Annotated in this window: 11 protein-coding genes; 4 read left to right on the top strand and 7 right to left on the bottom strand. The window is 59.5% G+C overall.

Features of this window, described 5'->3' with window-relative positions; all coding sequences use genetic code 11:
- Window positions 1–5 precede the first annotated feature (5 nt).
- On the top strand, window positions 6–812 hold the full coding sequence (locus QEZ52_RS17970) for an acyl dehydratase (protein ID WP_406645852.1): 807 nt from the start codon (window positions 6–8) through the stop codon (window positions 810–812).
- A gap of 72 nt (window positions 813–884) precedes the next feature.
- Here the strand turns inward: QEZ52_RS17970 and QEZ52_RS17965 are convergent, their stop codons facing one another.
- On the bottom strand, window positions 885–1,925 hold the full coding sequence (locus tag QEZ52_RS17965) for an NAD(P)/FAD-dependent oxidoreductase (protein WP_406645851.1): 1,041 nt from the start codon (window positions 1,923–1,925) through the stop codon (window positions 885–887).
- A gap of 58 nt (window positions 1,926–1,983) precedes the next feature.
- Between QEZ52_RS17965 and mnmD the strand changes: the two genes are divergently transcribed.
- Together mnmD and QEZ52_RS17955 are read left to right on the top strand one after the other, a co-directional pair.
- Window positions 1,984–2,652, top strand: a complete 669-nt coding sequence (gene mnmD, locus QEZ52_RS17960) for a tRNA (5-methylaminomethyl-2-thiouridine)(34)-methyltransferase MnmD (protein WP_406645850.1) — start codon at window positions 1,984–1,986, stop codon at window positions 2,650–2,652.
- The gene (locus QEZ52_RS17955; protein ID WP_406645849.1) at window positions 2,649–3,539 is read left to right on the top strand and encodes a DMT family transporter; all 891 of its coding nucleotides are present in this window, start codon (window positions 2,649–2,651) and stop codon (window positions 3,537–3,539) included. Before mnmD ends, QEZ52_RS17955 begins: the two co-directional genes overlap by 4 nt.
- Here the strand turns inward: QEZ52_RS17955 and QEZ52_RS17950 are convergent.
- Window positions 3,513–5,477, bottom strand: a complete 1,965-nt coding sequence (locus QEZ52_RS17950) for a lytic transglycosylase domain-containing protein (protein ID WP_406645848.1) — start codon at window positions 5,475–5,477, stop codon at window positions 3,513–3,515. The two genes, QEZ52_RS17955 and QEZ52_RS17950, sit on opposite strands and share 27 nt — an antisense overlap.
- A 144-nt stretch (window positions 5,478–5,621) precedes the next feature.
- Here QEZ52_RS17950 and dapA point away from each other — a divergent pair, with 144 nt between their 5' ends.
- Window positions 5,622–6,494 (top strand): 4-hydroxy-tetrahydrodipicolinate synthase, encoded by an 873-nt coding sequence (gene dapA / locus QEZ52_RS17945; protein ID WP_406645847.1) that lies wholly within the window; start codon window positions 5,622–5,624, stop codon window positions 6,492–6,494.
- A 134-nt stretch (window positions 6,495–6,628) separates the two neighbouring features.
- Here the strand turns inward: dapA and QEZ52_RS17940 are convergent, their stop codons facing one another.
- The 5 genes from QEZ52_RS17940 to xsc all read right to left on the bottom strand — a co-directional run bounded on the left by QEZ52_RS17940 (window position 6,629) and on the right by xsc (window position 13,974).
- Window positions 6,629–7,516, bottom strand: a complete 888-nt coding sequence (locus tag QEZ52_RS17940) for a dimethyl sulfoxide reductase anchor subunit family protein (RefSeq protein WP_406645846.1) — start codon at window positions 7,514–7,516, stop codon at window positions 6,629–6,631.
- Window positions 7,516–8,280, bottom strand: a complete 765-nt coding sequence (locus QEZ52_RS17935; RefSeq protein WP_406645845.1) for a 4Fe-4S dicluster domain-containing protein — start codon at window positions 8,278–8,280, stop codon at window positions 7,516–7,518. Before QEZ52_RS17935 ends, QEZ52_RS17940 begins: the two co-directional genes overlap by 1 nt.
- Window positions 8,281–8,362: 82 nt before the next feature.
- Window positions 8,363–11,197 (bottom strand): molybdopterin oxidoreductase family protein, encoded by a 2,835-nt coding sequence (locus QEZ52_RS17930; RefSeq protein WP_406645844.1) that lies wholly within the window; start codon window positions 11,195–11,197, stop codon window positions 8,363–8,365.
- A 254-nt stretch (window positions 11,198–11,451) separates the two neighbouring features.
- Window positions 11,452–12,198 (bottom strand): TSUP family transporter, encoded by a 747-nt coding sequence (locus tag QEZ52_RS17925; protein WP_406645843.1) that lies wholly within the window; start codon window positions 12,196–12,198, stop codon window positions 11,452–11,454.
- A gap of 3 nt (window positions 12,199–12,201) precedes the next feature.
- Window positions 12,202–13,974, bottom strand: a complete 1,773-nt coding sequence (xsc, locus tag QEZ52_RS17920; RefSeq protein WP_406645842.1) for a sulfoacetaldehyde acetyltransferase — start codon at window positions 13,972–13,974, stop codon at window positions 12,202–12,204.
- Between the last annotated feature and the right edge of the window lie 100 nt (window positions 13,975–14,074).

Here is a 14,074-nt window from a genome sequence, read left to right as displayed (position 1 = left end):
CTTATATGTCCAAAATGGAATGTCAAAGTGATGGGCTGGATCCCGCTCGTGCCGCAGCGTTCCAGGTGGCGCTGGGACAGGCAGAAAACATCACGCGCGGATCGGATCTGCCGCCGTTTTTCCATCAATTGTATTTCTGGACTCCTTTGCCGCCCTCGGCGTTGGGACGGGACGGGCACCCCAAAGTCGGCGGTGGGTTGATCCCGGACCTGGGTCTTCCGCGTCGGATGTGGGCAGGTGGGCGATTGGCGTTCGATCATCCGCTCAAGGCCGGAATAGAGGCAGAGAAACGCAGCGTGCTGGAGCGTGCTGACCGCAAGGTCGGGCGGACAGGCCCGTTGGGATTTGTGGTGCTGCGTCACGAGATCTGGCAGGGGGGCGTGCGCTGTCTGACCGAATGGCAGGATCTGGTCTATCGCGAAGACCCGGCTCCCGACGCACCCCGACCCGTTGCCCCTGATGCGCGGTCGGACGAAACCGACCGGCGCGACGTTGCGTTTTCTTCGACGTTGCTGTTTCGGTATTCGGCCCTGACCTTTAACGGGCACAGGATCCACTATGATCTGGATTATGCCAAAGACGTCGAAGGCTATACAGGGTTGGTGGTCCATGGGCCGCTGTTGGCGCAACATCTGATGTTGATGGCAGAAGATGTGATGGGACCATTGGAGACGTTCAGTTTCAGAGCATCCTCTCCGTTGATGCATTTTGAAACCGCAACCCTGTGCCGGAACGGCAATGACTTGTGGGTCAGAGGAGCGGACGGGCGACAATGCATGAGCGCCGTTGCCAAGATCAAAGCTGACCTCTGAGACAGCGGTGGAAGCCGCTTGTAACCGGTTCAAGGCGTGTGCAAGCGTCTTGCTGGCACCCGTGACTGGTGTCTAAAGATTATCAAGGACCCGGAACCCCTGGGGGATGGTGTCGTGATTGTCGAGCACCAGATCAGCCATGACATGGGCAATCTTGGGGGCTACGCCAAAGCCGATCTTGAACCCGCCATTGGCGATGAAATGACCAGGGCGGTTTGGCCAGGCCCCCAGCATGGGAGCCCGCGTGCGCGCCCGGGGGCGCACCCCGGCCCAGCGTTCGATCACTTCGGCGCTGTGCAGGATGGGAACTGCAATGCGGGCGCGCTCCAGAATGTCGTCCAGTTGAGCATCGGTGGTATCCGCGGTTTCGAACTCGCGTTCGCTCGTCGACCCGATGGCCAGCGTGCCATCCGCATGGGGGATGAAATGCAGGCTGTCGGCAAACAGCTGAGGCACGTCTCCGGCGTCAAACCGCAACAGAGCGGCCTGTCCCTTGACCCCGTTGCCGATGGGTTTGCCCAAAGCGGCCCCCAATTCTGTCAGACCTGCCGCGCCGGTGGCGTGGATAACCAAACCGCGATCCGGTGCCTCGCTGACAACGTGAACGCCAACCGTCTCCAGCGCGGCAACCAGGGCCGAACAGGCCCGACGCGGGTGCATCCGGGCGCTGAGCGTGTCGTGAATGACAAACCCGGTGGCGCTGGGCGGTGCCCAGGGTCCAACGTCGTCAATCGGGCGAACCCGCCATTCTGCCTGTCCCTGCCACAGATCCTTGGCTGTTTCGGCGCGCGCGTGGGCCAAGGCCAGCGTGCGGTCGTCCTGGATCGGCTGCAATCGGCCGGTGCGGCCATACCCCGGTGAGACACCACCGATCTGTTCAACGTCGGCCCAAAATGGTTCTGCCAGGATCAGGCTTTCGAATTGGAACGCCTTTTTCGGGTTCCAGTTTTCGGGCACATGCGGGGCCAGTGCGCCCACCAGACCGCCGCTGGAACCTGCGCCTGGCCCAAACGGATCTACAACCTGCACCCGTGCGCCGCGCCGGGCACAGATCCAGGCAATAGACAGGCCAAAGGCCCCCGCGCCGCGTACAGTCACATCCACCATTGTCATTTCGACCGCCTTTCGCCACTTATCCGGGAAGCTACCGTAGCACTTAGGGGAAAACAGCATGGCAGACCAGCAGGCCCATCTGAGTTGGCGTGATGACGTCATCCCGGTGTCGGATCAATTTGACGACCCGTATTTCTCGCTTGAAAACGGGTTGGCCGAGACCAACCATGTGTTTCTGGGAGGCAACGGCCTGCCCGGACGGTTCCGTGATGGATTTCACATCGCCGAATTGGGCTTTGGCACGGGGTTGAACATGCTGGCGACCTGGGCCGCGTGGGAGCAAAGCGGGCAACAGGGATGCCTGCATTTCACCAGTTTTGAAGCCTTTCCCATGGCGCATGAAGACATGGCGCGCGCCTTGCGGGCGTTTCCGGCCGTAACCCCTTGGGCTGACCGGTTTCTGCAGGTCTGGACCGGTGCCGGTTCGTGTGATCTTGGGAATTTGCGTCTCGAAGTCGTCATTGGCGACGCCCGAACGTCGCTGCCAGAGTGGACGGGGCAGGCGGACGCGTGGTTTCTGGACGGGTTTTCACCGGCCAAGAACCCAGAATTGTGGGATCCGGCTCTCATGGAACAGGTGGCGTGCCATACGGTGCCGGGCGGAACGGCTGCGACCTATACGGCGGCAGGGTTCGTGCGGCGAGGATTGCAGGCCGCTGGTTTCGACGTGATCCGCACCCCCGGTTTCGGGCGCAAGCGGCATATGACAAGGGCACATCTGGCATGACCCAGCCAACAGCGGTACAGCCGCAAACCAACAATGTGTCCGCAGGCATTCTGCTGATGATTGCCGCCACGGTTGTCTTTGCGTTGCAGGATGGGATTTCCCGCCATCTGGCCGGGACGTACAACACGTATATGGTGGTGATGATCCGCTACTGGTTCTTTGCTGCCTTTGTGGTGTTTCTGGCGACACGGTCGGCGGGCGGCATTCGCGCGACGGCTCGCACCAGCCAGCCGTTTCTACAGATCTTCCGTGGGGTTCTGTTGGTGGCCGAAATCTGTGTCGCAGTCTATGGCTTTACCCTGCTTGGGTTGATTGAAAGCCAGGCGGTGTTCATCGTCTACCCGTTGCTGGTTGCGGCGTTGAGCGGGCCGGTTCTGGGCGAACGTGTTGGCTGGCGGCGCTGGGTGGCGATTGGTGTCGGTTTGATCGGAGTGCTGATCATTCTGCAACCGGGTATGGGTGTGTTCAATCCGGTGGCCATCATTCCCTTTTTGTCGGCTCTGATGTTTGCAGTCTACGGGTTGCTCACACGGTATGCTGCGCGGCGCGACACCACCGCCACCAGCTTTTTCTGGACCGGGATTGCCGGATCGGTTGCCATGACAGCGGTCGGTATCTGGTATTGGGAACCGATGAGCCAATCCGATTGGTTCTGGATGGGCCTGTTGTGCCTGTCGGGGGTTTCCGGGCATTGGCTGCTGATCAAATGCTATGAGATGGCCGAAGCCAGCGCAGTGCAGCCATTTGCCTATTTCCATCTGGTCTGGGCGGCAATGCTGGGAATTGCGGTGTTCGGAGAAGTGGTCCGCACCAATGTCGCCATCGGTGCGGGGATCATCATGGCCGCGGGCCTGTTCACCCTATGGCGCGAACGCATGAAGCGTTGACCCGGCCAGTTCACGGCTGAACGGGACGGGCAGGGGATCCTTGCCCAAACGGGCGCGATAGACGGGCAGGCTTTCGGATACACGCATGACGTAATTGCGGGTCTCGTTGAACGGGATGTGTTCGATCCAGTCGATGATGTCGGGTGATCCGCTGCGTGGATCGCCATACCGCTCCATCCAGGCGATGGGACGTTTGGGACCCGCATTATATCCCGCTGCCATCATCACCACATTGCCCTGAAACTCACCCGCCAGCCCGGCCAGATAATTGGCACCAAGGCGGGCGTTGTATGTCCATTCTGCCGTCAGACGTCCGGTAGAATGATTGGTCAGGATACCCAGATCCCCCGCCACCAGACGGGCGGTGGCGGGCATGACCTGCATCAACCCGCGCGCGCCTGCATGACTGATGACCTTGGCGTCAAACTCGCTTTCGCGTCGGGCGATTGCCAGGGTCATTTCCTTGGCCATTGGCAACTTTTGCCCAGCCACCGGGTGGAGCGGGTAATAGGCATCATGCAGCACCTGTCCCCTGCGGGCCGCGCGTTTGGAGATCATGACGGCCAAATGCGGGCGGTCCATGTCGACCGCCATTTTCCCCAATTGGGCTGCGGCGGTGTCATCCAGCGTTTCCACCAAATGGGTCAGAAAACGTTCGGCCAGATCCAGTTCTCCGGCTGCCAGCAACAGCAAACCGGCCTCGGTGACGCTGGATTTCATGAAAGGTGCCTGTCGCCAGGGCGGCAAATCCGGTGGCTGCGTCAGCGCAGGGTCAAAGGGGCGCCCGATCTTTTCAGCCGCCAGAATTCCGTAGAATGATGTCTGATGCGCCGCACCACGCGCATATGCGGCATGGGCCTTATCGACGTCCCCTAACGCTTCATACGCCCGGCCCAACCAGTATCCGCCACGCCCCAGTGAGATCGGTGTCGCAACCGAGGCACCAAAGCGTTCAAAGTGTTGCACCGCCCGTTCCGGGTCGTTCAGCTTGCGCAACGCGATGTAACCGGCGATCCATTCCAGGTCAGAAAAGGCATATCCTGCTTCGGGTGTCAGATAGTGATTGGCGGCCAGCCGATAGGCGCGCCGGTTGTTGCCGTCACGCATGTCCTGACGTGACAGGTCGCGTCGCCTGCGGGCCCAATTCGTTGGTTCGCCCAGGGCATCGGCCGACACGCTGCGTTCCGCCATTAGGGTGATGGCGTCTTCGCGGCGGCGTTTTTGATCGCGCCAGACGAATCGATCATAGGCCAATCCGGGTGCGTTCTGCAGCGATCCCGGTACGGCCTTGATTTTGGCATCGACCCCAGGGGCTTTGTCCTGCAGGGCGATTCGCGCCTCGGCCAGCTTGCGTTCGGCTTCGGGCACCAGATTTAACATGCGCCGTGAACTGACCAGATGTCCGTCCCACAGCATCCTGTCCAGCCGGGCCACATGATGGGGTTTTAGCAACTTGGAGAAATCCTTCAGGTACAGGCTTTGCAGCCCGTCGCCCATCGGCATTGTCCGCCATGCGATCACCAGACCCGCTTCGCCATCCCCGCGTTGTCCCGATGCAATCAGCGCCTTGCCCAGATTCAATGCGCCTTCCGCGCTTTGCGGTGGGTGATCGGCGTAAAACTGCAAAACGTCGGCGGTGCCTGCGTTGACCATGGCGGTTTCGCTTTTCTTGCGCAGCCAGGCCAACCCAGGCCAATCCGGCCGTCGTTTCAAGAAATCCAGGACTTCGTCGGGGGATCCCATCGATGCCCGCAGGCGGTGCCATTCGATGATGTCGCGCCCAACACTGTTGGGCCGCCCGGCGGTACGCAGGGCGTCGTTCCATTTCTCCGCGCGCATCAAATCCATGGCTTTGCCCATGGTAATGCCGGGTTGGGCGGATACAGGAAGCACACATAGCGAATAAATCAGGGCAACCAGGCTCAGAAATCGTCTCATCACTTGCAATTCATTGGGATCAGGGGCTAGAGCCTTTGACGATAGTCCGTGGCGTGTCGGGATCAAACTCAAATTCCTGGCAACGTCGCAAAACAGGCGGGTGGCTGCCCGTCACATGAACTGCACTGCAAAGGGAGCGTACCCATGTTCAAAGGCTCGATGCCTGCCCTCGTCACCCCGTTCCGCAACGGCGAGCTGGATCTGGAAACGCTCAAACGTCTTGTTGAGTGGCAGATTGCCGAAGGATCCACCGGTCTGGTGCCGGTCGGGACCACCGGTGAAAGCCCGACCCTGACCCACGAAGAGCACGAAACCGTGGTCGAAGAAGTGGTCAAGACGGCCGCCGGTCGTGTGCCGGTCATTGCCGGTGCCGGGTCCAACAATACCATCGAAGCGATTCGCTTTGTCGAATTCGCCCAGCGTGTCGGTGCCGATGCTGCTCTGGTGGTAACCCCCTATTACAACAAGCCGACCCAGCGCGGCATGGTGGCGCATTTTACGGCGCTGCATGATTGCGCCGACCTGCCGATCTTTATCTACAATATCCCAGGCCGGTCCGTGGTCGATATGACACCGGCCACGATGGGTGAGCTGGCAAAACTCCCGCGCATTGTGGGGGTCAAGGATGCCACCGGAGATTTGGCGCGGGTCAGCCAGCAACGCGGGTCCTGCGGAGCCGATTTCATTCAGCTGTCGGGCGAAGACGCCACGGCGCTGGGCTTTAATGCGCATGGTGGTGTGGGTTGTATTTCCGTGACCGCCAATGTTGCGCCAAAGCTGTGTGCCGAATTCCAGCAGGCGACTCTGGCAGGAGATTACGCCAAGGCGCTGGCCTATCAGGACAAGCTGATGCCTCTGCACGAGGCGATCTTTATCGAACCAGGTCTGGTTGGCGCGAAATATGCGCTCAGCAAACTGGGCATGTGTTCAGAAGAAGTCCGGTCGCCTTTGACCGGGTTGGAAGACAGCACCAAAGCGGCGATTGACGCGGCCATGGACCACGCAGGCATCCTGTAAGGCATCCTTGTTAGAAACAAAGGGCGGCCTCCATCTGGAGTGCCGCCCTTTTTTATTGTTCCGGACCTGTCCTGAATTTGGGCAGAAGTCTCTGCGGTAAGACACCAGTATTTTTGGGTGCCTTGCGCCGTGTGTCAGCGTTTGCCGTAATACAGTCCCACCACATGTTCGGCCTGTGCAAAGAACAACCACCGCGAGGTCGCGATACCTGCGAGGTGGGACGCGACCGCCAATGCGGCGACGATATGTTTGAGTGCGATGCTTTCGAACGGGTAGAGCAACAGAACGAATGGCAACAAGAACCCAAGTGCAAAGGCAATCATTCGCAGTTTTTGTGCATGTTTGCGCCCGACCACATGCACGAACTCCCGCAGCAGATAATTGGTGCCCGTGTGGGGTGGTTCAAAGGCGCGCACCTTACCGCGGTCTCCCAGGCCTGTTGCGGTGCCCAGGTTGGTGCCTGACCGTTCCAACGCGGTGTCGCCCTGATGCCAATAGGCCAATTGGATGACGGCCGCGACGACCAGCAACAAGGTTGCTATCCGGACCTGACCGGCCAGCAACGCCCCCCCAGCCAGTGACAGAGACAGGAATAACGCCGGGGTCAGTCCGGTGTGCCAACGCGGAATGGTCTTGAGTTGGGTGTAGATCATCGAGGTGGTAAAGACGGTGAGCAGGCTCAAAGCGCTGCCTGCCACGCCCAGGGCACGCCATTGCGCATCCAGGAAAATGGTGCCGATCGCGTACAGCCCCATAACCAGCAGCGCCAGGACGGCACAGACGCCTTCGCGGCTGAGCCAACTGGTTTTCCATTGGGTAAAGGCACGCCAGGCCCGTTCAGGATGACCCAGGTGAAAGGTCGAGGCCAGCAGCCCGCCACAGGCCAGACCATACGCGATGGCATAAAAGACAAAGGCGGTCATGCCCGTCACGTCGGGTCTGCCCAGTCCGAGGAAAAACAACAGCCCGAAGCCAAGCCCGGACAGGGTAGTGAAAATGATGACAGAAGGTGCAGGATGCATCAGGCAGATCCTCCGGGCAGTTTGTCGAGCGCCTTGTCGAGCCACCCCAAAAAGCCCTGGGGTGTCTCGGACACCGGAGCGAGCAGGGGGGCGAGGATGTCGATTTGATCTTCGATCTGGTCCTTGGGCCGTGGTGGCAGATATTTGTTGACCGGTTTGGTGCCCATTTCAGGCATCAGGTCCATGCCACCGCGCTCTGCGACCAGCTGGGAAACATCGCTGTTGGGGTCGCCCAGGTCTCCGAAATGACGCGCGCCGGCAGGGCAAGTGCGCACGCACGAGGGGATGCGGTCCACCTCGGGCAGGTTCTCATTGTAGATCCGGTCGACGCAGAGCGTGCATTTTTTCATCACGCCCTCGGCCAGATCCAGTTCGCGTGCACCATAGGGGCAGGACCAGGCGCACAGGCCGCAACCGATGCAATTGCTTTCATTGACCAGCACAATGCCATCTTCGACCCGCTTGTAGCTCGCACCCGTCGGGCAGACGGTGACACAGGGCGCATCTTCGCAATGCAAACAGGATTTGGGGAAGTGGACCAATTGGGCATGGCCGTCTTCCGGCTGAACTTCGAACGAATGTACCCGGTTCAGGAAGGTGCCCGACGGATCTGCACCATAGGGATTTTGATCGGACAGCGGTGCCCCATAGTTTTCCGTGTTCCACCCTTTGCAGGAAATCACACAGGCATGGCAGCCCACACAGGTGTCCAGGTCAATAACCAGACCCATTTTGCGGTCGGTTGATCCAGGAAGTTCAGTCATGTCATTGCCCTCCGCTTGGAGTTCTCGAGCCAAGACTTTTGGGAAAAGTCTTGGTAAAATTTTTCACAAAAATTTTGCCCGCTCATTTGCCGACCTTCCACTTCAGTTCCTTGGGGCCCGTGCCCACTGGAGAGGTGATTGGCGCAAAGCTGGGGTCGCATTCTGTCTGTGCATCCGGGCCCGCGGCTTTCTCGATTTTGACCTTGAGGTCAAACCAGGCAGCTTGCCCGGTAATCGGGTCCGAATTGGCCCATCGCATACCATCGCCCTTGGCAGGGAGAAGTTCGTGGATCAGATGGTTCAACAGGAACCCTTTCGTGGCCTCGGGAGCATCCTCTTCCAGCGCCCAGGTGCCCTTGCGTTTGCCGATGGCGTTCCAGGTCCAGATGGTGTTTTCGTTCAGCGCCGCCATTTCCATGACCGGCACAGTGATGGAGCCGTGGGGCGACGTGACCTTGGCCCAATCCCCATCTTTCAATCCGTGTTCGCGCATCAGTTTGGTCGGCACATACAGTGGATTGCGTCCGTGCAACTGGCGCAACCAGGCGTTTTGGGTGCCCCAACTGTGATACATCGCCATCGGGCGCTGTGTCAGGGCGTTGATGGTAAACCCTTCGTTGCCGTGCTGATCGGTTTCATACCAGATCGGCAGAGGGTCCATTGTGTCCAGGATTCGCTGGCGTAGATGCTCGGGTGGTTGGCGCTCGCCATGACCTTCGGCGGCAAGCTGGAATTTGCGCATTGGTTCCACATAAAGCTGGAACAGATAGGGTTGTGGACTGTCATAAATCCCCATCCCCACGGCCCAATCCTGATATTGTGCGTTCCAGGGTTTGTAATAGCTCGCTTCGACCGGGATGTGTTCGACAAAGAACCCGCCGTTTTCAATATAGCGATCAAGCTGTTCGGGATTTACGGCGCCGCGGCCGACTTGGGTGCCGTCGCCACGGAACCCGGCGAGCGGGCCGATTCCGGGTTTGCGTTCATGATTGACGATATAATCGGCATAATCTTCCCATTTGGCCGACCCGTCCTCATGGGTGAACCCTTGCATACCCAGCTTGTTGGCAAGTTGGATCAGCACGGTCTGGAATCCGCGGACTTCGCGGTCCGGTTCGATCACCGGCCAGCGGATTGCATCGGCAGCCGCATCCGCTTCGCAGATCGGGCGGTCCAGCAGTGAAATGCAATCGTGACGTTCCAGATATGTGGTATCGGGCAGCACCAGATCCGCATAGGCCACCATTTCCGAGCTGTAGGCATCCGAATAGATGATGTTGGGGATCACATAGTCGCCGTTTTCGTCCGTGTCGGTAAGCATCTCCATCACACCTTTGGTGTTCATGGAGGAGTTCCACGACATGTTCGCCATATACATGAACAACGTGTCGATTTTGTAGGGATCGCCGGCATGTGCGTTCGAGATCACCATATGCATGAGCCCGTGCGAGCTCATCGGGTTTTCCCAGGTAAAGGCCTTGTCAATCCGGGCCGGGCTGCCGTCTTCCTTGAGCGCCAGGTGTTCAGGGCCACGAACGAACCCCAGGTGTGGACCTTCCAGCGGCGTATTGGGCGTGGGTTTGGCATGTGGTGCCGGGTGCGCTTCGACGGGCTTGGGGTAGGGCGGTTTGAACCGGAACCCACCGGGGACTTCGACTGTCCCCAGCAGGATCTGCAGCACATGCAGCGACCGGCAGGTCTGGAACCCGTTGGCATGGGCGCTGACGCCACGCATGGAATGGAAGGACACCGGACGGCCAATCATCTTGGTGTGCTTTTCGCCACGGAAATCAGTCCACTCCCGGTCCAGCTCAAACGCCTCGTCAAAGGCGACGCGGGCCAGTTCGGCGGCAATGGCGCGGATACGTTTTGCCGGGATACCACAGCGGTCAGCGACGGCTTCGGGGGCGAACTCATCTGCCAGATACCGTTCAGCCATCTGGTGGAACACGGGGCGGTGGGTGATACCGTCGACGTGGTAGGTGGCGGACAGGTCCGGGCGCACACCGGGCTGATCAAATGGGGTGAGTTTTCCGGTAGTGCGGTCAATCACCAATTCCTTGCCGTTTGCATCCCGCAGGAACAGACCCTTCTCCGGACCTTCGGCCGCGTTCACCAGCACGGGCGCATTGGTATAGCGCGACAGATAATCCAGATCGATCCTGCCTGCTTTCATCAACACGTGGATCAGCGCCAGGATGAACAACCCGTCTGTGCCTGGAGTAATGCCGACCCAATCGTCGGCCACCGCGTTATACCCGGACCGGATCGGGTTCACCCCAATGACGCGGGCACCTCTGCCCTTGATCTTGCCAATGCCGGCCTTGATCGGATTGGAATCGTGATCCTCGGCCACACCAAACAGCATGAACAGTTTGGTGTAATCCCAATCGGGTTGGCCGAACTCCCAGAACGCGCCGCCCATGGTGTAGATGCCACCTGCAGCCATATTTACCGAACAAAATCCGCCATGCGCGGCGAAATTGGGCGTGCCGAAATTCTGCGCCCAGAACCCTGTAAAGGACTGTGACTGGTCGCGACCGGTAAAGAACGCCAGCTTTTCGGGGTTTTTCTCGCGGATGGGTTTGAGCAGGCCAACGGCCATGTCCAGCGCTTCGTCCCAACTGATCTCTTCGAATTGGCCTGATCCGCGGGGTCCAACGCGTTTCAATGGTGACCGCAGCCGGGACGGCGCATTGACCTGCATGATGCCGGCGCTGCCCTTGGCGCACAGAACGCCCTTGTTTACCGGGTGATCGCGATTGCCTTCGATATAGGCGACCTGTTTCTTGCCATCGGGGCCGTCTTTCATGTGCACGTTGATGCCGCAGCGGCAAGCGCACATGTAACAGGTGGTTTGGCGGACCTCTGACGACACTTTTGGGGAAAGGTCGATCTTGGGTTGCTGGAAGCTCATTCCCTGTTCCTTTGTTGTTGTTCGCGCGGAGCGTCGGAATGTTGGATGCACCTCCTGCCGGATGGGCAAACAGATGCGGTCGTTTCTTTGTTTTTTGCCCGAGAATTCGGGATAGTTTTACGTGGGTCAGGTCGTGATCGGGATTTGGTCCTAGTTTTGCACGTAGTGCAAGATGTTGATTGGTGTTTTACGCGACCGCAAAGTTTCTGTGATCGACAGAACCCTGCGACGGTGGGTCAGGCGGGGCGCATTGGTCATGCCATGACCTTTGCGAGGTTCAGACAGGACAGCACGCACAACAGGAGCACAATGGCGCGGCGAAACAGATCCGGTGATGCGGTGGCAAACTGTTTGCTCCCGGCCCAGATGCCCAGTCCCAACAAGGGAAAGGCCAGGACAATTCCGACAAACGTATCTGACCCGACCAAACCATTGGCGGCCATCACCGGCAGTGCCATGACATCGATTCCGGTTAGAAAAACGATCATCGTGGCGCGAAAAACAGCGGCCTGAATCGGTTGAGCAGCCAGGAACGCCGCCACTGGCAGGCCGCCGACACCGGCGCTATTGGCGATCCCGGCGATCATGCCTATGCCAATATTGCCTTTGCCTACCACCGGTTGGCGCAACTTCCACCCGCTGAGAAGAACCAGAGAAAGCACCAGGATCATTGACGAAATGGCAAGACGGGCTTCGTTCTCTCCCAGTTGGGACATGACTGCAATGGAAGGCACGGTGGCCAACCCCGCACCCACCAGCAAAAAGATCGCACGACGCCAGTCGATATGGGGGCGAATGCCTCGGGCCTGAAAGGTGGTCATGGCGATCTCACAAGAGAACACCACTGGGATCAGTGGCAGCGGATTGGTGGTTAACGCCGCCAGAATGATAAAAATGGCGGAAAAGCCAAAGCCGGAAAAGCCCCGGATAAAGGCCGCCGCAACAAGTGCGGCGGCCAGGTAGGCCCCTTGGCCTGTAGTAAGGTCAAAGGGCAAGGACACCTATCAAACCTGCTGCGGTTTCATGTCGTTTTTGCTGATACCAGCGACTGCGACGGGTTTTTTCATTGCGTCGCGGCGGAAGGGTTCACCGAGTTCCTGGTTGATCATGGCTTCGATCAGGGTGGTGATGCCTTTTTTCTGGTCTTCGCAGGCCTGGCGCAGGGCGTCGGTCAATTCGTCCATGGTGCGCGCGATCACGCCTTTGAGACCACAGGCATTGGCGATGCCGGCATAAGACACCTGGGTGTCCAACTCGGTGCCGACAAAGTTGTCGTCAAACCACAGGGTCGAGTTGCGCTTTTCCGCGCCCCACTGATAGTTGCGGAACACAACCTGGGTCACGGCGGGCCATTCTTCGCGGCCAATCGCGGTCAGTTCGGTCACGGCGATGCCAAATGCGCCATCCCCCGAGAAGCCGACAACCGGAACGTCCGGGCAGCCGATTTTCGCACCAACAACCGCAGGCAGACCATAGCCACAGGGACCGAACAGGCCCGGGGCCAGGTATTTGCGGCCGTCTTCGAAGCTGGGATAGGCGTTGCCGATGGCACAGTTGTTGCCGATGTCCGAAGAGATGATCGCATCGCCCGGCAGAGCGGCCTGGATCGCCCGCCATGCGCGGCGCGGGGACAGCCAGTCGGGTTTGGCATCGCGGGCGCGCTGGTTCCAGGTGGTGCCTGGATCGTCCTGCTCGCTGTCCATCGACGACAGTTCCTGGGCCCAGGCCGATTTGGTGGTGGCGATCAGGTCCTTGCGCGCGGCGCGGCCTTCGTCACCGGCCGTGTCAGCCAGCTTTTCCAGGATGGTGTTGGCCACGGCCTTGGCGTCGCCCACGATGCCGACGCTGACTTTCTTGGTCAGGCCGATACGGTCGGGGTTGATGTCGACCTGGATGATTTTGGCATCCGTCGGCCAATAGTCGATGCCATAGCCGGGCAGGGTCGAGAACGGGTTCAGACGGGTGCCCAGAGCCAGCACGACGTCCGCCTTGGAGATCAGCTCCATTCCGGCCTTGGAGCCGTTATAGCCCAGCGGACCGGCAAACAGCGGGTGCGACCCGGGGAAGGCGTCGTTGTGCTGATAGCCAACACAGACCGGCGCATCCAGGCGTTCGGCCAGAGCCATCGAGGCCGGGATCGCGCCGCCGATGACAACACCAGCACCGTTCAGGATGACCGGGAATTTGGCACCTGACAGCAGCTCGGCCGCCTGGCTCACGGCATCGGCACCGCCTGCGGGCAGTTCAAAGTCGACAACTGCGGGCAGGTCAATGTCGACCACTTGGGTGAAATAATCGCGCGGCACGTTGATCTGGGCGGGGGCGGAATTGCGTTTCGCCTGCATGATCACGCGGTTCAGGACTTCGGCCATGCGGGTCGGGTCGCGGACCTCTTCCTGATAGCAGACGCAGTCGGCGAACATGCGCATCTGTTCCATTTCCTGGAAACCACCCTGACCCATGGTCTTGTTGGCGGCCTGCGGGGTGACCAGCAGCAGCGGTGTGTGGTTCCAATAGGCGGTTTTGACGGCGGTCACAAAGTTGGTGATGCCGGGGCCGTTCTGGGCGATCATCATCGACATCTTGCCGGTGGCGCGCGTATAGCCATCCGCCATCATCCCACCGGACCCTTCGTGGGCACAATCCCAAAAAGTGATACCCGCAGGCTCAAAAATATCAGAAATCGGCATCATCGCAGAACCGATGATCCCAAAGGCATGTTCAATGCCATGCAACTGCAACGTTTTGACAAACGCCTCTTCAGTGGTCATTTTCATGTGCGAGCACTCCCCATGGGTAATCAAAAACGGCCGGCGGGATGCCGGGATGTTTCTGGTTTAGGGAGTCACTGGAAAAGGGGTTAGGGCCAGATTAACT

Source organism: Aliisedimentitalea scapharcae (assembly GCF_045277565.1).
Lineage (GTDB): Bacteria > Pseudomonadota > Alphaproteobacteria > Rhodobacterales > Rhodobacteraceae > Aliisedimentitalea > Aliisedimentitalea scapharcae.
This window is presented reverse-complemented; position numbering and strand designations above follow the sequence as displayed.